This is a genomic window from Ruegeria sp. ABF4_144 (assembly GCF_056160045.1).
Map to the genome: position 1 here is coordinate 617,976 of NZ_JBSWWK010000001.1, position 17,682 is coordinate 635,657.

Sequence of the window (17,682 nt, forward strand, 5' to 3'; positions counted from 1 at the left end):
ATGATCTCACAAACCTCAGAACGCGGTCGGCGACGACGTGGGCGCGGGGCCGAGGCTGCGCCCACACCCAGCCGGGATGTGAACTACCGGCAGCTGAAAAACCCCTTTCCGCAGATGGAAGTGTTCCCGGCCGACCAGATCGCAGACATGCACGAAACGTCTCTGCGCACGCTAGAGGAACTGGGGGTAAAGGTCCTGCTGCCCGAAGCCCGCCGGATCTTCGCCGCGGCTGGAGCGCGCGTGGATGAAGGTACCGAGATGGTTTTTATCGGGCGCGATATGGTCGAAGCGGCTGTCGCCTCGGCACCGAAATCGATCGCCTGTCAGGCAGGAGCGCGTCATCGCGATTTCACGCTGGAACTGGGCAGTCTGGTGTTTCAGCCGGGAGCAGGAGCCCCAAACGCGACTGATCTGGAACGGGGCCGCCGCCCTGCAACCGGGCAGGATTATCTGGAGTTCTTGAAACTCACGCATCATTTCGACGTTTTCCAGATGATCTCGCCGCAGGTCGAGCCGCAAGACGTACCGACCCATCTGCGCCACTACTTCACCACGCAGGCCCAGATGGAGCTGACGGACAAGTTCCCGTTCTTCTTTTCGCGCGGAACGCCGCAGGTGATGGATTGCTTTGAGATGCTGTCCATCGCGCGTGGCCTGTCGGATGACGCGTTTCGCGGCAACGCGCATTGCTACACGATCATCAACACAAACAGCCCGCGGACTCTTGATATCCCCATGGCGCAGGGCTTGATCGACTTTGCCCGACACGGTCAGATGTCGATCATCACACCTTTTACGCTGATGGGGGCAATGGCGCCGATCACAGTAGCCGGGGCAATCACCCTATCGCATGCCGAGGCGCTGGCGGCGCTGACATTGACACAACTGACTAATCCCGGCGCGCCTGTGTGCTATGGGACCTTCACCAGCAATGTGGACATGAAATCTGGCGCGCCGGCTTTCGGAACACCCTCGCATTTTCAGGCGTCGCTGGCGGCGGGGCAGTTGGCGCGGCATCTGGGGCTGCCTTGGCGATCCGCGGCCGGGTCGGCATCGAACATCAACGACGTACAAGCGGCGAATGAGAACCAGTTCGGACTTTGGGGCTGCCTGATGGCCGGGGCGACGGTGATCATCCACTCGGCTGGCTGGCTCGAGGGCGGGCTGACGGTGTCGTTCGAAAAGATGATCTGTGACGCTGAGGTGCTGAACATGGTCGCCGAGCTATGCGCGGGGGCGCAGGCCGGGACCGCCGAGATCGGCTTTGACACCGCCCTGCGCGAGGTCGACCCCAGCGGCCACTTCTTTGCCTCAAGTCAAACGATGGAACGGTACAACACCGAGTTCTATCAACCGCACGTTCACGACTATGCCAATTTCGGTACGTGGACCGAGCGTGGCTCGGTTGATGCTAATCACCGCGCGACCGGAGTCTGGAAGGGCATTCTGAACGATTTCAAAGCGCCGGCCGGTGACAGTGACCGACTGGGTGCCCTGCAGGATTTCGTCGCACGACGCACCGCTGAAGGCGGCGCGCCGCCGGAGAGTTGAATGAATAGCAAACCGATTCTGCACCGCGATGATCCAAAAGCTGAGCCCTTAGTTGGCAACATCAAGGTCACGCGTGACGACTGGCTGAATGTGGCAATGGATGTGCTGATCTCGGACGGGGTGGACCAGATCAAGGTTCTGAGCCTGGCCGAGCGAATGGCGGTCTCGCGGTCCTCGTTCTACTGGTACTTCAAGTCACGCCAGGAGCTGCTGGACGCTTTGCTGACACGCTGGCAGGCCACGAATACAGTGGGCCTGATTGCTCAGGCTGAGGCCCCGGCAGAGACCATCACGGCAGCGGTCTGTAATGTGCATCGCTGCGTGGTGAACACCGACCTGTTCGATACGGCATTGGATTTTGCCGTGCGGGACTGGGCGCGTAAATCGGGTAAGGTCCGCCGCGCGTTGGATCAATCGGACGCCCGGCGGATTGAGGCGCTGCACGCCATGTTCGCGCGTTATGGCTACTCCGATATCGAGTCGGAAACCCGGGCACGCGTTCTGTACTACATGCAAATCGGATACGATCTGGCACAGCTGAACGAGCCAATAGAAACACGGATTTCGATGGTGCCGCATTACCTGTTTGCGTTCACCGGCGTCGAACCGAAACCTGAAGAAGTTGAGGAATTCAGCGCATATTCGCGGCGCTGCTGGAAAGGAGACCTGTCATGAGCCAACCAGACGCAATTATCATCGGCACTGGTGTCATCGGAGCCGCCATCGCGTTCGAGATGGCAAAAGCCGGGTGGAAAACCCTGTCGCTGGACCGCAATTCTCAGGTGGGCCATGGGTCGACCGCAGGGTCCTGTGCGATTATTCGGATGCACTATTCGACGTTCGACGGCACCGCTTTTGCGTGGGAGGGATATCACTATTGGCGCGACTGGCCAGAATATCTGGGACTGCCCGCGGATGCCAACCTGGCGCAGTTCCGAGAGACGGGCACCATGGTGATGAAAACAGACGCCAACGGGATGTTGGAAAAGCACATGAAGAACAGTGCCGATCTGGATTGCCCGTTCGAGGAATGGTCGCCCGAGCAAATTACAGAACGCTTGCCGATCTATTCACTTGACAGCTTCGCGCCCGCACGCCGCATGGATGACCCGGAGTTCGGCCAGCCGAACGGGCGCAAGATGCAGGGCGCGGTGTATTGGCCGCAAGCCGGGTATGTCACCGACCCAGCCCTGTCAGCGCAGAACCTGATGGATGCCGCAAAGCAGCACGGAGCCGAAGTGCGCACCGGCGCTGAGGTGGTTGAAATCCTGACCGACGGCGGTCGCGTGGCCGGGGTCAAGCTGGCCTCGGGCGAAGAGCTTCGCGCCAAAGTGGTGGTGAACGTGGCCGGACCGGGCTCGGCGATCATCAACAAGATGGCGGGCGTACTGGACGACATGACCATCGAAACCCGTCCCCTGCGGCAAGAGGTGGTACACGTCCCTGCGCCCGAAGGGTTCGATTTCGAAAACGACGGCACCATTGTGTCGGACAGCGACATCGCGTGTTATTGCCGCCCCGAGCATGGCAACCACATTCTGGTCGGCTCAGAGGACCCGGAATGCGACCCGCACCAATGGTGCGAGGATGACGTGCATTTCAATCACGACTTCACCGACCAGTGGACAACGCAGGCCATGCGCTATGCGCAGCGGGTGCCCAGCCTTGGTATCCCGTCCAAGACGCGCGGCGTGGTCGATCTGTACGATGCCTCGACCGACTGGATTCCAATCTATGACAAATCCAGCCTGCCGGGCTTCTACATGGCCTGCGGCACCAGCGGTAACCAATACAAGAATGCACCGATTGCGGGTAAAATGATGGCTGCTCTGATTGATTACTGTGAGGGCGGGGCAGATCACGATGCCCAACCGCTGCAATTCGAACTACCTTACATCAAGCGGACCATCGATGTCGGCTTCTATTCCCGCAAGCGTCCGATCAACGAAGAAAGCAGTTTTTCGGTTCTGGGCTAGCCGGTCGGGGAAAACGCCCTAACCTTCTGGAAACCGCACGAAACGGGGTCCAGAATGACCGAGCCGACGAACCGAGTTTTGATACTGGGCAGTGCCCCAAGCGCAGTGGCCGCGCAGCAGTGGCCACGCGCGACATTTACTCACATCGTGGCCATCAATAACGCCTGGCGTGTTCGTCCGGATTGGGATGTTTTGATTCATCCCGAGGACTTCCCGGCCAAAAACCAACCACAGAAAATTCGTGACCATCAGCGGGTGGTGACGGCGAAGGATTACGTGCCTGTACAGAACGATTTCGGCGGTTTCGTCTATGCTGGCGGTACCATGGCATTCACCGCTGGGTATTGGGCGCTTGCGGCGCTTCGGCCAGCAGTTTTGGCCTATTTCGGTTGTGACATGATTTACCCGGAATCCGGGAAAACGCATTTCTATGGCACCGGAACGGCTGATCCGTTGCGTTCAGATGTAACCCTAAGGTCGCTTGAAGCGAAGTCAGCGCGTCTTGCGTTGTTTGGCGCAGTTCAGGGATGCCGGATTGTCAGACTGTCCCATGGGAAAAGCCGTTTACTGTTTCCGTCCGTGACGTTGAATAATTTGATGAACGCTGAATTGCCCGCCACCGATGCGATGGAAACGGTCCTGAATGCAGAACAGAAGCTGGGCCATTTCGTCCCTTCGGGCAGGTACTGGGAAGTGGCGGACAAGTTCGACACAGCGCAACTTGATGCGTTGGATAGGCAATGGCGAGAGGCCTACCGGCACTCTACCCCGGAAATGGTGCCCGATCAGGCGGCGAAAGTCACCCAGGCCCAGACCATCGCAATATAGGTCAGATTGTGCATGCACTGGTCTAACCCGGTTGCACGCCAGAAAGCTGCCTGCGTCGGTGACAGTTGTTTCTTGTCCGAGTAGCTGGCTTTGGCAAAATCGATATTGAAATGCACAATCCATTCCAGCGCGGCAATGATCAGGATGAAAGACCACGGCGCGCCAAACAGCAGAAAGACAATAACTGATCCAACAACATGCACACCGGCATGCTGCGCACGGCCCGAGTGAAAATACTCACTGCGCCCGGACAACATTTTCGGTGTCTGGAGGAAATAGTCCGCAAACATATGTTTGATCTGCAATAAGCAGAGCATCAACAACACTGCGCCTATACTGGCAGTCAAATTGTTCCTCCCGATATCGTCCTGATGGGAATCTTAGGGGCTAAACCGTTGCGGCGCAAATGAACTTGTTCACACATGGCGGATATATGATCAAACTGGAAACCATTTGCGTCTCAGGCCACGATTGCTGTAAATTCGGAGTGTTTGATTTGCGGCACTTTCTTTAGGATCGGGTGCGTGATCCTTAACAGGGGCAGGTTCCATAGAACGTTCGATTTTCCGGTTTATTTGGAAGTACTCCAAACGCGACCAGCTGATCTTGCTGGCCGTGACCTCCACGCTTTTTCCGTTGTTGTACCTGACGCTGGAGCTGCCCAAGCGCATCATCAACGATGCGATCGGTGCGGCCAGCCCCGTGGTGAATTTTCTTGGCTATGATCTGCCGCAAACCACGTTTCTGATTATTCTGTGCGGGGCGTTCCTGCTGGCCGTGCTGTGCCATGGCCTGATGAAGATGCGCATCAACACCATGAAAGGTGTGCTGAGCGAACGAATGCTGCGTCGGTTCCGGTATCAGCTGATCAACCGCGCCTTGCGCTTTCCGCAACCCTATTTCGAGAGGGTCAGCCAGGGCGAGATGGTGTCGATGGTCACTGCCGAAAGCGAGCCGATGGGCGGACTGATGGGTGACGCGATTAGCCAGCCGGTTTTGCAGGCAGGGCAGATGATTACGATCCTGTCTTTCCTGTTCCTACAAAGCGTCTGGTTCGGCCTAGCCGCCGTGGCGTTGATTCCGCTTCAGGCTTGGCTGATCCCCAAGCTGCAGCGGCAGATCAACCTGCTGAACAAGAAACGCATTCAGGAGGTTCGCATTCTGGCCGCTCAGATCGGTGAGAACGCCGCCGGGGCCTCGACTCTGAGGGGCAATGGCGGCTGGCGCTATCGCCGGGCGATGATCTCGGAACAGTTGGGGCGTTTGTTCGGTATCCGGTTCGAGATCTATCAGAAAAAGTTCTTTATGAAGTTCATCAACAACTTCATCTCGCAGCTGACACCTTTCATGTTCTATCTGGTCGGTGGGCTGCTGGTGTTGCAGGGCTCGGTCTCGCTGGGCGCGCTAGTGGCGGCGCTGGCGGCGTATAAAGACCTGAGCTCGCCGTGGAAGGAACTGCTGACCTATTACAACCAGACGCAGGACATGTCGCTGCGCTGGGATGTGGTGATCGAACGCTTTGCCCCGCCGGGGATGCCGGACGAAAAGCTGTTCGAGGGTGAACCCGAAACCCGGCCGCGATTGAATGGCGATATCGTGCTGGATCGGGTTTCGGTCCGGGATATGGATGGCAATCAGGTTCTGGATGATCTGAACCTCACCTTTGCGGGCGGACAAACCATCGGCATCGCAGCCCCCAGCGAAGAAGACAGACGCGCCGTGGCCGAGCTGCTGACGCGGGAAATCCTGCCCAGTTCGGGCCGGGTTGAGGTGGGCGGCGAAAACCTGTCTACCCTGCACCAAAGCGTTGTGGCTGCGCGTATCGGCTATGCCTCGTCGCGCCCGGTCATGTTTCAGGGCACGTTGGGCGACAACGTCATGATGCCGATGCGCCAGAGGCCGCTGACGACCCAAAGTGATGACCCAGACTTCGCTGAAACACAACGCGCGGGCAACAGCTCCGATCCTTATACGACAGACTGGCTGGACCCATCTCTGGCCGGATTGGACAGCCCCGAGGCGTTGCGGGATTGGTGGTTGCATCTGATCGACGGAATGGGATCGGGTGCCGCATTGTTCCAGCGCGGATCGGATCAGGTCTTTGTCGCAGCCGAACACCCGGAACTGGCGCAAAAGCTGGTCGAACTGCGCCCTCTGGTACAACAAGCAGTGCAAAAGGCCGGGCTGGATCAACAGGCGTTGGTCTTCGACTGGAGCGCTTATAATTCGGCCTTGCCGGTCGCGGAAAACCTGTTGTTTGCCACTCCTCGGGTTCCGGTGACGCAGGACTTGCTGGCCCGTCAGACCGTGTTCCTTGGGCAGTTGCGCGAATTGGGGCTGGATGAAACGCTGGTCAACCTCACCCGCGACGTGATCGAGATGCTGCGCCAGATCTTTGGTCTGGATGGTACGGACCACCCGTTGTTCCGCAAGCTCGGTCTGGAAGCCAAAACTTATGAAACTGCGCTTGAGCTTGTCGAGAAAACCCGGAACGAGGGCGTGTCAGGGCTGGATGATGAAAAGCTTGCGAACCTTCTTGCGGTGCCGTTTGTGATCTCGGCCGAGCAGATCGGGCCTGCCTTTACGGATGAGCTAAAGAACCGCATTCTGGAACTGCGCCATAGCCACTCGGAAAAGCTGTTGGAGCGGCTGCAGGATGTCTTTCTGCCGCTGCACAAAGATGCTTTTGCACCCGGCCTGACGGTGATGGAGAACGCGCTGTTCGGTAAGGTCAGCCAGATTGGCGGTGGCCGCTCGGATGAGGCGCGCAAGCTGATTGTGGATGTTCTGGACGAAAACGGCGCGCGCCCGCTGGTGGTCGAGCTAATCTATGATGTGCCGGTCGCGATCGGTGGTCAGAACCTGCCCGCCGTCTTTGCCGAGCCTTTGGCCTTTACCCGGGCGACAATCAAGAAGCCGGATATCCTGATCCTGGAAAACGCGCTGGCAAGCTATGATATGGCGACCCAAGTGGCGGTCTACAAAAACCTGCGCGAACTGCTGCCAGACACGACGGTAATTTATCTGAACGACCATTTTGAAAATCCGGACAAATTCGATAACTTTGTCGAAATCCGGCAAGGTCGGGTAGTCTCAGACGAAAGGGACGCCACGGTGGAAGAGGACAGCGCTGCCTCGGCAGACTTGGCGCGCAAGCTGCGCGCCTTGGAGCAGACACCGCTGTTTTCCGGTCTCGACCGCAGACAGTTGCGCCTGCTGGCCTTCGGTGCGCGCTGGTATAATGCTCAGCCCGGCGAGGTCGTGTTCCTGAAAGACGACCAACCCACCGACGGAGCCTATGTGGTGCTTGAAGGTGAAGCAGGGCTGTACTTGCCGCAGATTGAAGGCCCGGACCAATTGATCACCAAGGTTGGACCGGGGGCTCTGGTTGGGGAACTGGGACTGATCCGCAAAGAACCCCGCGCGCTCAGCATGGTTGCCGAGACCGAGCTGTCTTGTCTGCGCATCGGTGAAGAAGAATTCCTGGCTGTGGTCGAAAACGACGCCGCGACTGCGTTCAAGCTGCTGCAGGTGATTGCGGGCTACGTCTCGAACTAACCGTCCGGCTTGCAGAACAGATCGTAGAGCAACCCGATGACCTGCGTGGCGTTGCCGTTCTGCAGCGAGTAGTAGATAGTCTTGCCATCCCTGCGGGTCGAGACAAGCCGTTCCTGACGCAGCCGGGCTAACATCTGGCTGACGGCGGCCTGCCGGATTTGCAGAAGGTCTTCAAGTTCACTGACCGATTTTTCCCCTTGGCCCAAATGGCACAGGATCATCAGTCGCCCTTCGTGGGCTAGCGACTTGAGAAAGGCCGCCGCCCTCGCAGCGTTTTCTTTCATGTCCGCGGGGTTATCTGCTTGATCGCTCTTATCTTCTTTGTCTTTTAAGGCCACGTGCGTCCTGTTTCGCAACTTGGTGTTGACCCACTATGCCCTAAAGTATGTTATAATGTCACCCCTCAGTCGCTGGCGCACCGCCCTGAAAGGCATTTCCATTGACATAGTCGCAAGGCTCTTCCTGCATTTGCAGGTGCAACCCATCGCCAGTGTAGTGATGTGCGCGGGCCAGATCCTCGTCCACCTCAATCCCGAGGCCGGGCGCGGTCGGGGCTGCTACAAATCCATCATCCACGCGCAGCGTTCCTTTGATCAACTTATCATGGAACGGAGTTTCTATGGTTTCCAGCAACAGCAGGTTCGGGATTGATGCAGCCAGGTGGATATTGGCGGCCCATTCCACAGGACCGGCATAAAGGTGCGGGGCCATTTGCGCATTGAACACCTCAGCCAAGGCGGCGACTTTCTTCATTTCCCAGATACCACCGGCGCGACCCAATGCAGGTTGAAGGATTTCGGCCGCCCCTGCGCGCAGGACGGCTCCGAATTCGGCCTTGGTGGTCATGCGTTCCCCGGTAGCGACGGGGATGCGGACGTTTCGGGCGACGCGGGCCATGTCTTCGATCATGTCTGGCGGGGTAGGCTCTTCGAACCAGAGCGGGGAATACGGTTCTAATGCTTGGCCGAGACGAATGGCGCCTGCGGTGTTGAACTGGCCATGGGTGCCAAACAGCAGATCGGCCTTGTCGCCCACAGCCTCGCGGATCGCCTTGCAGAACGCGACCGACATCGAGATATCGGACATCGCAGGCATATGCCCGCCGCGGACGGTATAGGGACCTGCAGGGTCGAATTTGACTGCCGTGAACCCGCGCCGCACCATTTCCGCCGCGCATTCACCGGCCTGATCGGGCGAGGTCCAGAAGTCGCTCAGATTGTGCTGGGGCAGGGGATAAAGGTAGGTATAAGCGCGGATTCGCTGGTTCATCAGCCCGCCTAACAAGGCATAGACTGGGCGGTCGCGATCCTTGCCCAGAATATCCCAGCAAGCAATTTCGAGCCCCGAGAATGCGCCCATCACGGTCAGGTCCGGGCGCTGGGTAAAGCCGCTGGAATAGGCGCGGCGGAACATCAGTTCGATGTTTTCGGGGTTTTCGCCCAGCATGTGCCGCTCGAACACGTCCCGGATCACGTGCCGCATCGCCTCGGGGCCAACCGAGGACGCATAACATTCGCCCCAACCGGTGATCCCGGTATCAGTAGTGACTTTCACCAGTATCCAATAGCGCCCCCCCCAACCCGGTGCGGGTGGGGCGGTTACGACGATATCGAGGTCTTGCAGTTTCATCCGCTGTTACCCCCTGTCGAACAGGATCACATTGCGCTTGGCTGATCCGGTCTTGGTGTCCTCAATCGCCTCGTTGATCTGATCCAGAGACCAGCGGCCCGAGATCAGCTCATCGAGTTTCAGCCGCCCCTGTTCGTACAGGTCGATCATCCAAGGGATATCGCGCTGAATAACCACATCGCCCATTTTCGAACCGACAACGCCCTGTCCCAGCGCCGCCAGAACGACGGGTTCATAGCTGGACATATCGCCTGAATGCGGCATGCCGATCATGATGGCCTTGCCGCCTCGACCCAGATAGCGCGGGGCCTGATCGTAGGCCGGGATGGCGCCAACGGTGATCAGCACCGCATCTGCGCCGCGCCCGCCCAGTGCCTCATAAGCAGCTTTCCACGGTTGCTTGAGGCTGGCCAACACGCCATGGGTGGCGCCGAACTCTTTCGCGATGTCCAGCTTTTCCTCGGTCATATCGACCGCCACGATCCGCCGCGCGCCGGCAAGGCGTGCGCCCTGAATGGCGTTCAGCCCAACACCGCCTGCACCGATGACAACCACATCCTGGCCTGGGCGCAGTTTCGCAGCATTCACCGCCGCACCAACCCCGGTGATCACCCCGCAAGACAGCAGACTGGCCACGTCTTTCGGCATGGTTTCGGGAATCTTCACAATCTGCCGGTGGCTGACTACAACCTTCTCGGCAAAGGCCCCGCAGGCCATTGCTTGATCCAGAGGTCCGCCATCCGCCGTGCGCAGGGGACCGTTGATCGAGTCATATGGGGTTTCGCAGATCGTTGGCTGACCGCCTGCGCAGGACGGGCAAGACCCGCAGGCACGGATCAGAGTGACCACAACGGCATCACCCACCTGAAACCCGCCGACCGCGTCACCAGTTGCGGTGATGATCCCGGCGGCCTCATGCCCGTAAACGGCGGGCAGATGCCCGCCCCACGCCCCAGTGGCGTAAGTGATGTCGGAATGGCAGATCGCCACCGCCTCCAGCGTCACCTCGACCTCTCCGGTGCCGGGTGGCGCGATTTGGATGTCTTCGATGACCAGAGGTTCGTTGAACGCTCGGCAGACGGCGGCTTTGATGGTGTGCATTCTTGTTCCTCACTCCCTTTTGTCCACGGTGGCGCGGGAAACAGTGTGTCGCAAGACGGAAACCGTCATTCGGGTGTCGCAGTTACGCCACGACAGGACGTGCCCGCAAAAACAGTGCGAAACCGACACACATTAGCAACAGGGCCAGAAGGAATGGTGCCCCAGGCAGATAAAGCACGGCCTCGGCTTTGACGAACTGCGCGAAGACAGTGGTCATGACCAACGGAGAGATTACCATCGAAAGCGCGTGCAAGGACGTCAGCACACCCTGCAGTTCGCCCTGCTGAGAATCGGGCGTGGCACGGGATGTCAGGGCCTGCAGGGCAGGGGTCACAACCGCCCCAAGCGCAGTGATCGGGATCAGCAACAACGCGATGAACCCGTTGGTTAGGAAGGCTAATAGTAAGAAGCTGACGATCTCAAACCCCATTCCGTAGATGATTGTGACCCGTTCACCCAAGTATCGCGTTGCCGGGCGGATCAGGCCGCCCTGAACGGCTGCCATTCCTATTCCGTAGACACCCAGCGACAGGCCGATCATCTGCGGTGACCAACCGAAGCGCTCGGTCGTGAAATAGGCCCAGATCGCGGGGTAGACATAGATCGACACCGAATACAGGAAATAGACCCACAGCATTGGACGAATGCCGGGCAGCGCAGCAATCGCGCGGAGAGAGTTTACCGGATTGGCGCGGCGGAGGCTGAAGGCCCGGCGGGTATTGTCTGTTACTGTCTCTGGCATGACGAGTAAGCCGGTCAGAAAAGTTAGGGCAGACAAACCGGCAGCGGCCCAGAAGGGCGCGCGGGTGCCATATTCGCTCAGCAGCCCTCCGATCACCGGACCCAGCACAAAGCCAACCCCAAACGCAGCGCCAAGCAAGCCAAAATTGGCGGCCTTTTCATGGGGTTTTGATACATCTGCCATAAACGCGGCGGCCGTGGCGTGAGTGGCAGCAGTGATCCCGCCAACGATCCGCCCAACCAGCAGCAGCCAGATGCTGCCCGCGATCGCCATCACCACGTAATCCAGCGACATCACGAACAGCGACACCAATAGAACCGCGCGACGCCCATAAGCGTCGGACAGGTTTCCCAGAATAGGCCCGAAGACGAATTGCATCGCGGCAAAGGCCGTACTCAGAACGCCGCCCCAGATCGCCGCATCGGCCAGGGTGCCACCCTGAACCTCGACAATCAGATCGGGCATAATTGGCAACACAAGGCCGATGCCCATGGCGTCGATCATGACCGTACCGAGAACAAAGAGAAAAGGCAGACGCATGGCACCCAGTCGCGAGTTTTGGCCGGACATTATCACGGTTCGTTCACGTGTGAAGCGTCCGTTACGTGCGGTCAGGCTGCTGGCAGCTTTTGTTGCAGATCGTCCAGAATTTCAGCCAGATGGCGGGGGTGCGAAAAAAACGGCGAATGAGAGCTGTCGATTGTCGCGCGCAGCTCTTCGGGTGCGATGTGGCTCATCTCTTCTTCATATTCCGTCGGAATCGTGTGGTCGTCCGTGGCACGGATATAGGCTTTGGGGACGCGCGTGAAATTTTCGGACAAGGGCAGAGGGGTTTCCTGCGGCGCAATTGCCTGCGGGCACAGGCGCGCGAAGGCAAAGGGCACGATCTCGGGCGGGCAATCGTGATAGAACAGGTCGCGCACCGTGTCTGGCCTGACCGTGTAAGACAGGCCGTCGGTGGATTTTTCGACTGCATCGACGATCAATTGCCGCGGCGCGCGCCTGCGCATCTCAACCATGGACAGGCCGTTTTGTGGAACATAGGCGCATAGATAAATCAGCGCGCGCATGGCCTTGGGGTTGGCCTCGGCGGCTGCACTGATCGGATATCCGCCCCAGGAATGGCCGACCACAATCGTCTGCGGGGTCGAGGCCGACAGCACCGCATCCCGGCAGCCCTCCAGCGTGACATCGGCAATCGGAGTAGGGTCTGAGCCATGGCTGGGCAGGTCAATGGCGCGCGCCGAATGACCCAGAACCTCTAGCGCTGGGATCAGATCACGCCAGCACCAGGCGCCATGACAGGATCCATGGACCAACAGAAAATCTGCCATTGTCGCGCTCCTTCATTTATGTCCGATATCGGTCAGGAAATTCCGCAGCAGGGCCGCGTACTCCTCCGGTTGTTCGACGCAGGGCAGATGACCTGCCCGGCGCATCAGTTCGAATTTCGAGCCAGGGATCAGGTCAATCGTTTCGCGCACCAGATCTGGCGGGGTTGAACCATCCTCGCTGCCGGCAATCCCCAGCGTTGGCAGTCGCAGGCCGCTGGTGGGGGTGTAGAAATCCGTGCCCGAGATCGCTGCGCAACAGCCCAGATATCCGTCCACCGGTTGCCGCACCATCATGTTGCGCCACAGCAGGTGATCGGTCGAGGCGCGGAATTTCTTGGAAAACCATCGCTCCATCGTTGCATCGGCCAAGGCTTCGATACCGCCCTGACGCACCGCATCCATTCGATCCTGCCAGATTGAGGGGATGCCGATTTTGGCAGCCGTGTTCGACAGCACCAACGCGCGGACCTGATCCATGCGCTTTACCGCCAGACCCTGAGCAATCAGCCCGCCGATGGACAGACCGACAAAGACGCAATCCCGGACGTTCAGGTGATCCAGAAGCCCCTCGGCATCGCGGACCAGCGCTCCCATGGAATAGGGGGCCGGGGGCTGCGACGACAGCCCATGCCCGCGTTTGTCATAGCGGATAATCCGAAGACCGGCTGGCAGATGAGGCAGCACGGCGTCCCAAAGGCGCAGATCGGTACCCAGTGAGTTGGCAAAAACAATCGGCGCACCATCCGGATCACCATCGACCCTATAGTGCAACTGCACTTCGCCAATATCCAAGATTTGCATGACACAATCCCCGTTGTCATACGTTAAGACATCACATTGACCTAATCATTGATTCATGTCAGGTCAGGAATTCCAGCGCTTTTCCAAACACTTCGGGGTCAGCATTGCCCCCCGAGGCCACAACGATCACCGTATCGCCTTTGATTTCATCACGGCGGAACAGAGCCGAGGCCAGCGACACCGCGCCGCCCGGTTCCAACACCAGCTTAAGGCGCAGGAATGCCTGCGCCATTGCGCGCATTGCTTCTTCTTCTGTGACCGATAGACCGGGCCCGCACAGGCGGTTCAGAATCGGAAAGGTGATCTGCCCCGGCTGCGGTGTCAGGATCGCGTCGCAGATGTTTCCAGAAGCAGCGTCGTTGCTTTGAATCTGGCCTGTGGCGAGCGACCGTTTGACGTCATCGAACCCTTCTGGCTCGCACGGGCGGGCACGCAGACCGGGCGCGTGGCCTTCCAGCGCCAAAGCGATCCCCGAGGTCAGCCCGCCGCCACCGCAGCAGACAAGTACATCAGCTTGGTCTACACCCATTGCGGCGGCTTGTCGGGCAAGCTCCAACCCGGTGGTGCCCTGACCGGCAATCACCTGCGGTTCGTCATACGGGCGGATCAGGGTCAGGCCGCGCTCAGAGGCCAGCGCTTCGCCAATTTCTTCGCGGCTTTCGTTGGCGCGGTCGTACAGAACCACCTCGCCGCCCAGCGCGCGGGTATTGTCGATCTTCAGCTGCGGGGCGTCCGATGGCATGACGATCACCGATGAAATCCCGTGTTGCGCGGCGGCATAGGCCACACCCTGCGCGTGATTGCCCGAGGAAAAGGCGATGACACCGCGCTTCCGATTCTGCTCGTCCAAGGCCGAGATCGCGGACCAAGCACCGCGAAACTTGAAGCTGCCGGTGTGCTGCAGACATTCGGGTTTCACCAGCACCCGGCGTCCGGCCAGTTCGTCCAGAAACGGTGAGTTCAGAAAAGGTGTTTCCCGGACGTGGCCCTTCAACCGCTTGGCGGCGGCTTCGATCATTTCCAGCGTGCTCATGCGGCGTCCAATACCTTGTGAATAAGGTCCAGTGACTGCGGTTCATCCAGAAACGGGACATGACCGCGATCCGGGACCTCTATTGAGATAAGACCGGGATGACGCTTGTGCATTTCGGTAAGCGTATCCTTGCCCAGTACATCCGAATTTGCACCCCGAATGACACCTGTCGGGATGTCGCGCAGCGCCTCAAAGAACATCCACATGTCCGGTATGGCCCCGGCGGCGGCCTGGTCCAACAAGGCTTTGCGCAAGGCGGGATCATAGCGCAGGGCCAAACCGTCCGCAGTTTGCTCATATTGAATTTCGGCTTGCTGCCGCCACCGGCTGAGGTGGACGCCAGGGAAGTGCGGCTCCATTACCTGCTGTAGGGTTTGGGCGGCTTCGTCATAGGTATTCGCGGCTGGCTGTCGGCCGACATAATCCATAATCTTGGCCATGCCCGAGGTTTCGATCACCGGACCCACATCGGTTAGCACCACCGCTGAAAGGCGCTCGGGATGGCTAGCGGCCAGAGCCATGGCAATCAGGCCCCCGCGCGAGGTGCCCAGCACCGCCACCCGGTTAAGCCCCAGATGATCCAGCAACTCGATCGCGTCATGGGATTCGCGCAGGACGTTGTAGTTCATGAAGTCCGGATCAAACTCCGACTGTCCACGTCCCCGGTAATCCATCGTGATCATGCGCAAGTCTGTGATGTGCGGTGCAAGAAACGAGAAATCCCGGCTGTTGCGGGTCAGTCCGGCCAGGCAGAGCACCGGGGTCCCAGACCCGGTATCGGAATAGTAAAGACGCCTGTCGTCGGAGGTGTTGAAGAAAGCCATTAAAGTCCAGCCAGTTGAGGGATTCTTGTCAGGTCGGACAGTACATGTGCTGGTGTCCATGGCAAGCGGTCCATTGGCTCGTTTGCCCGATTGACCCAGGCGGTTACAAAGCCGTAACCGCTGGCCCCGGCGGCATCCCAACCGTTGGAACTGACGAACAGCACCTCGTCCCGGGCGCAGCCGAATCTCTGCTGGACCAGATCATAGACGCTGGAATGGGGTTTGAAGACACCGACGCTTTCGACCGACAGAACATCGTCCAGCACATCGCCAATTCCAGCCGATTTCACTGCGCCATCCAACATGGGAAGCGACCCGTTAGACAGAATCGCGGTGTTCAGCCCTTTAGCTTTCAGGTCGGCCAGCATTTGAGGTACCTCGGGGTAGGCCTGTAACTCCCAATACAGGTCTAGCAGGCGCTGGCGTAGGGTTGGATCTCCGTGCAGCCCTGTGGCCTCAAGCGCCCAATCCAGCCCGTCTTGGGTCACGTCCCAGAAATCGGCATGGGCATGGGTGATGGCGCGTAGCCAGGTGTATTGCAGCTGTTTCAGCCGCCAATGATTGGCCAGTTCGGGCCATTTCTGCTGCAGTTTCTCAAACCCAGGCTCGCCTGCGGCCTGTCGTGCTGCGGCTGCAACGTCGAACAGCGTTCCATAGGCGTCGAATACGCAAGTGGTGATCGGCATGGTTCCCCTCCCTCAGTCGCGCGCAGGTTGGCACAAGAGTTGTAAGCGCAAAAGGGGGGCAGGGTTTACAATGCTGTGTCACACCCTAGGGTTGGCCGCCTAATCCATTAACGGCCGGAGGCCACCCATGACCGAGATCAAACAAGGCGACACTGTTCGCATCCACTATACAGGTACGCTGTTGGACGGCAACGTGTTCGACAGTTCCGAGGGGCGCGATCCGCTGGAGTTTGTGGTCGGGTCAGGCCAGATCATTCCCGGGTTGGATACCGCCATGCCGGGCCTGACGGTGGGTGAGAAAAAGCGGGTCGAGATTGCTTGCGTGGATGCATATGGCCCGATCAACCCCGCAGCGCGTCAGCAGATTCCGCGTGAGGGTATTCCTGATGACATCCCATTGGACCCCGGCACCCAGTTGCAGATGCAGACGCCGGACGGGCAGGCGGTACCGGTGACAGTGGTGGATTCTGACGAGGCAACCGTTACCTTGGACGCAAATCATCCGCTGGCCGGGCAAGACCTGATTTTCGATATTGAGGTCGTCTCAATCAACTGACCGCAATAGGGCAGTGTGTCGGATCAGCCTGAGAACAGGCTGGTCCAGGAAGTAAACGCAGCGCGCACATCTGGCTGTGTGAAAAACACAAACAGCATCAGAAGCATGGTCAGGGCCAGCAACGTGATACGTCCGCGTTGTCCCAAAAAGCCCTGTTTGCGCCGGGATGACCGAGAGGTGTTCGTGAGGATTTGTTCTGCTTTGCTCATGCCGCTATCCGTGCCCGCGAAAGATGGTCAAATCTTGGCGCGGGCAGGGAAAGTTCGAGTCACATGTGATCAGGCTGCGGCATACCCAGAACGTGGAAGCCGCCGTCGACTTTGATGATCTCACCTGAGGTGCAGGCACCGGCTTCGGATGCAAGATAAACGGCGGTACCGCCAACGGCCTCAAGCGTTGCGTTAGAACGCATCGGTGCGTTCTGATCGCAGAACTTGTAGGTCTTACGCGCACCACCGATGGCTGCACCTGCCAGCGTTTTCATCGGGCCGGGCGAGATCGCGTTGACGCGGATGCCTTCGGGGCCAAGGTCGTTGGCCAGATAGCGGGTTGCCGATTCCAGCGCGGCTTTCGCCACGCCCATAACGTTGTAGTTCGGCACGACACGGTTTGAACCCTGATAGGTCAGAGTCAAAAGCGTACCGCCATTTTCTTTCATCAGCGGATAGGCACGGCGCGCTACCTCGATAAAGGAATAGGCCGAGACGTCCATTGAATGTTTGAAGTTCGCCCGCGTGGTGTTCAGGAACCGGCCAGTCAGTTCGGACTTGTCCGAATATGCAATCGCGTGGACCACGAAATCAATCGTTGGCCAACGTTCGCCCAGCTCGCTGAACGCGCGGTCCAGCGATGCGTCGTCGGTGACATCAGCATCCACCATGAAATCGCTGCCAAGGCTCTGTGCCAGCGGTTCCAGCCGTTTGCCGAACGCTTCACCCTGATAGGTGAATGCCAGCTCCGCGCCGGCCTCGTGCATGGCTTTGGCAATGCCCCACGCAATCGAGCGGTCATTGGCCACGCCCATAATCAGGCCGCGTTTGCCCTTTAGAAGATCCGACATCAT

18 protein-coding genes are annotated in these 17,682 nt (G+C 59.0%); 6 read left to right on the forward strand and 12 right to left on the reverse strand.

Annotated elements, in window-relative coordinates:
- From ACXAGD_RS03240 to ACXAGD_RS03255, 4 genes are all read left to right on the forward strand, one after another.
- A complete protein-coding gene (locus ACXAGD_RS03240; protein ID WP_475208457.1) occupies window positions 1-1,551 on the forward strand; it encodes a trimethylamine methyltransferase family protein in 1,551 nt (516 codons plus the stop codon).
- Window positions 1,552-2,226, forward strand: coding sequence for a TetR/AcrR family transcriptional regulator (locus ACXAGD_RS03245; protein WP_475208458.1), 675 nt, complete (start codon window positions 1,552-1,554; stop codon window positions 2,224-2,226).
- On the forward strand, window positions 2,223-3,527 hold the full coding sequence (locus ACXAGD_RS03250) for an NAD(P)/FAD-dependent oxidoreductase (RefSeq protein ID WP_475208459.1): 1,305 nt from the start codon (window positions 2,223-2,225) through the stop codon (window positions 3,525-3,527). Before ACXAGD_RS03245 ends, ACXAGD_RS03250 begins: the two co-directional genes overlap by 4 nt.
- 105 nt (window positions 3,528-3,632) lie before the next feature.
- A complete protein-coding gene (locus ACXAGD_RS03255) occupies window positions 3,633-4,355 on the forward strand; it encodes a hypothetical protein (RefSeq protein ID WP_475208460.1) in 723 nt (240 codons plus the stop codon).
- On the opposite strand, the gene ACXAGD_RS03260 is transcribed toward ACXAGD_RS03255, so the two are convergent.
- Entirely contained in the window at window positions 4,313-4,672 is a 360-nt protein-coding gene (locus tag ACXAGD_RS03260) for a DUF3307 domain-containing protein (protein ID WP_475212477.1), read from the reverse strand. The genes ACXAGD_RS03255 and ACXAGD_RS03260 overlap by 43 nt on opposite strands.
- Window positions 4,673-4,916: 244 nt before the next feature.
- On the opposite strand from ACXAGD_RS03260, the gene ACXAGD_RS03265 reads away from it, so the two are divergent.
- Window positions 4,917-7,913, forward strand: a complete 2,997-nt coding sequence (locus tag ACXAGD_RS03265; protein WP_475212479.1) for an ABC transporter transmembrane domain-containing protein — start codon at window positions 4,917-4,919, stop codon at window positions 7,911-7,913.
- On the opposite strand, the gene ACXAGD_RS03270 is transcribed toward ACXAGD_RS03265, so the two are convergent.
- The 9 genes from ACXAGD_RS03270 to ACXAGD_RS03310 form a co-directional block, all read right to left on the reverse strand.
- Window positions 7,910-8,197 (reverse strand): ArsR/SmtB family transcription factor, encoded by a 288-nt coding sequence (locus tag ACXAGD_RS03270; protein ID WP_475208461.1) that lies wholly within the window; start codon window positions 8,195-8,197, stop codon window positions 7,910-7,912. The genes ACXAGD_RS03265 and ACXAGD_RS03270 overlap by 4 nt on opposite strands.
- Before the next feature lie 112 nt (window positions 8,198-8,309).
- Window positions 8,310-9,542 carry a mandelate racemase/muconate lactonizing enzyme family protein gene (locus ACXAGD_RS03275; RefSeq protein ID WP_475208462.1) on the reverse strand — a complete coding sequence of 411 codons (1,233 nt, stop codon included), beginning with the start codon at window positions 9,540-9,542 and terminating at the stop codon, window positions 8,310-8,312.
- Between the two features lie 6 nt (window positions 9,543-9,548).
- A complete protein-coding gene (locus ACXAGD_RS03280) occupies window positions 9,549-10,643 on the reverse strand; it encodes a Zn-dependent alcohol dehydrogenase (protein WP_475208464.1) in 1,095 nt (364 codons plus the stop codon).
- An 82-nt stretch (window positions 10,644-10,725) separates the two neighbouring features.
- Entirely contained in the window at window positions 10,726-11,925 is a 1,200-nt protein-coding gene (locus ACXAGD_RS03285; RefSeq protein ID WP_475208465.1) for a TCR/Tet family MFS transporter, read from the reverse strand.
- A gap of 71 nt (window positions 11,926-11,996) precedes the next feature.
- Window positions 11,997-12,719 (reverse strand): alpha/beta fold hydrolase, encoded by a 723-nt coding sequence (locus ACXAGD_RS03290; protein WP_475208466.1) that lies wholly within the window; start codon window positions 12,717-12,719, stop codon window positions 11,997-11,999.
- Window positions 12,720-12,731: 12 nt separating this feature from the next.
- Window positions 12,732-13,520: a 3-oxoadipate enol-lactonase gene (gene pcaD, locus ACXAGD_RS03295; protein ID WP_475208467.1), complete on the reverse strand. Its 789-nt coding sequence runs from the start codon at window positions 13,518-13,520 to the stop codon at window positions 12,732-12,734.
- Window positions 13,521-13,578: 58 nt separating this feature from the next.
- Window positions 13,579-14,553, reverse strand: coding sequence for a threonine ammonia-lyase (locus tag ACXAGD_RS03300; RefSeq protein ID WP_475208468.1), 975 nt, complete (start codon window positions 14,551-14,553; stop codon window positions 13,579-13,581).
- The gene (locus tag ACXAGD_RS03305) at window positions 14,550-15,377 is read right to left on the reverse strand and encodes an alpha/beta fold hydrolase (protein WP_475208470.1); all 828 of its coding nucleotides are present in this window, start codon (window positions 15,375-15,377) and stop codon (window positions 14,550-14,552) included. Before ACXAGD_RS03305 ends, ACXAGD_RS03300 begins: the two co-directional genes overlap by 4 nt.
- The gene (locus ACXAGD_RS03310; protein ID WP_475208472.1) at window positions 15,377-16,063 is read right to left on the reverse strand and encodes a haloacid dehalogenase type II; all 687 of its coding nucleotides are present in this window, start codon (window positions 16,061-16,063) and stop codon (window positions 15,377-15,379) included. The genes ACXAGD_RS03305 and ACXAGD_RS03310 overlap by 1 nt, the downstream gene beginning before the upstream one ends.
- Window positions 16,064-16,190: 127 nt before the next feature.
- Between ACXAGD_RS03310 and ACXAGD_RS03315 the strand changes: the two genes are divergently transcribed.
- Complete coding sequence (locus ACXAGD_RS03315; RefSeq protein WP_475208473.1) at window positions 16,191-16,619, forward strand: FKBP-type peptidyl-prolyl cis-trans isomerase; 429 nt, start codon at window positions 16,191-16,193, stop codon at window positions 16,617-16,619.
- Between the two features lie 23 nt (window positions 16,620-16,642).
- On the opposite strand, the gene ACXAGD_RS03320 is transcribed toward ACXAGD_RS03315, so the two are convergent.
- Together ACXAGD_RS03320 and ACXAGD_RS03325 are read right to left on the reverse strand one after the other, a co-directional pair.
- The gene (locus tag ACXAGD_RS03320; RefSeq protein ID WP_475208474.1) at window positions 16,643-16,828 is read right to left on the reverse strand and encodes a hypothetical protein; all 186 of its coding nucleotides are present in this window, start codon (window positions 16,826-16,828) and stop codon (window positions 16,643-16,645) included.
- Window positions 16,829-16,887: 59 nt separating this feature from the next.
- Entirely contained in the window at window positions 16,888-17,679 is a 792-nt protein-coding gene (locus ACXAGD_RS03325) for an enoyl-ACP reductase FabI (protein ID WP_475208475.1), read from the reverse strand.
- Window positions 17,680-17,682: the final 3 nt, after the last annotated feature.

Excerpts from the sequence above, each read along its gene's own strand:
- ACXAGD_RS03240 (WP_475208457.1), top strand. The coding sequence starts at position 1 with ATGATCTCACAAACCTCAGAACGCGGTCGGCGACGACGTGGGCGCGGG.
- ACXAGD_RS03245 (WP_475208458.1), top strand. The coding sequence starts at position 1,552 with ATGAATAGCAAACCGATTCTGCACCGCGATGATCCAAAAGCTGAGCCC.
- ACXAGD_RS03250 (WP_475208459.1), top strand. The coding sequence starts at position 2,223 with ATGAGCCAACCAGACGCAATTATCATCGGCACTGGTGTCATCGGAGCC.
- ACXAGD_RS03260 (WP_475212477.1), bottom strand. The coding sequence starts at position 4,672 with ATGCTCTGCTTATTGCAGATCAAACATATGTTTGCGGACTATTTCCTC.
- ACXAGD_RS03270 (WP_475208461.1), bottom strand. The coding sequence starts at position 8,197 with ATGAAAGAAAACGCTGCGAGGGCGGCGGCCTTTCTCAAGTCGCTAGCC.
- ACXAGD_RS03275 (WP_475208462.1), bottom strand. The coding sequence starts at position 9,542 with ATGAAACTGCAAGACCTCGATATCGTCGTAACCGCCCCACCCGCACCG.
- ACXAGD_RS03280 (WP_475208464.1), bottom strand. The coding sequence starts at position 10,643 with ATGCACACCATCAAAGCCGCCGTCTGCCGAGCGTTCAACGAACCTCTG.
- ACXAGD_RS03285 (WP_475208465.1), bottom strand. The coding sequence starts at position 11,925 with ATGCGTCTGCCTTTTCTCTTTGTTCTCGGTACGGTCATGATCGACGCC.
- ACXAGD_RS03290 (WP_475208466.1), bottom strand. The coding sequence starts at position 12,719 with ATGGCAGATTTTCTGTTGGTCCATGGATCCTGTCATGGCGCCTGGTGC.
- pcaD (WP_475208467.1), bottom strand. The coding sequence starts at position 13,520 with ATGCAAATCTTGGATATTGGCGAAGTGCAGTTGCACTATAGGGTCGAT.
- ACXAGD_RS03300 (WP_475208468.1), bottom strand. The coding sequence starts at position 14,553 with ATGAGCACGCTGGAAATGATCGAAGCCGCCGCCAAGCGGTTGAAGGGC.
- ACXAGD_RS03305 (WP_475208470.1), bottom strand. The coding sequence starts at position 15,377 with ATGGCTTTCTTCAACACCTCCGACGACAGGCGTCTTTACTATTCCGAT.
- ACXAGD_RS03310 (WP_475208472.1), bottom strand. The coding sequence starts at position 16,063 with ATGCCGATCACCACTTGCGTATTCGACGCCTATGGAACGCTGTTCGAC.
- ACXAGD_RS03315 (WP_475208473.1), top strand. The coding sequence starts at position 16,191 with ATGACCGAGATCAAACAAGGCGACACTGTTCGCATCCACTATACAGGT.
- ACXAGD_RS03320 (WP_475208474.1), bottom strand. The coding sequence starts at position 16,828 with ATGAGCAAAGCAGAACAAATCCTCACGAACACCTCTCGGTCATCCCGG.
- ACXAGD_RS03325 (WP_475208475.1), bottom strand. The coding sequence starts at position 17,679 with ATGTCGGATCTTCTAAAGGGCAAACGCGGCCTGATTATGGGCGTGGCC.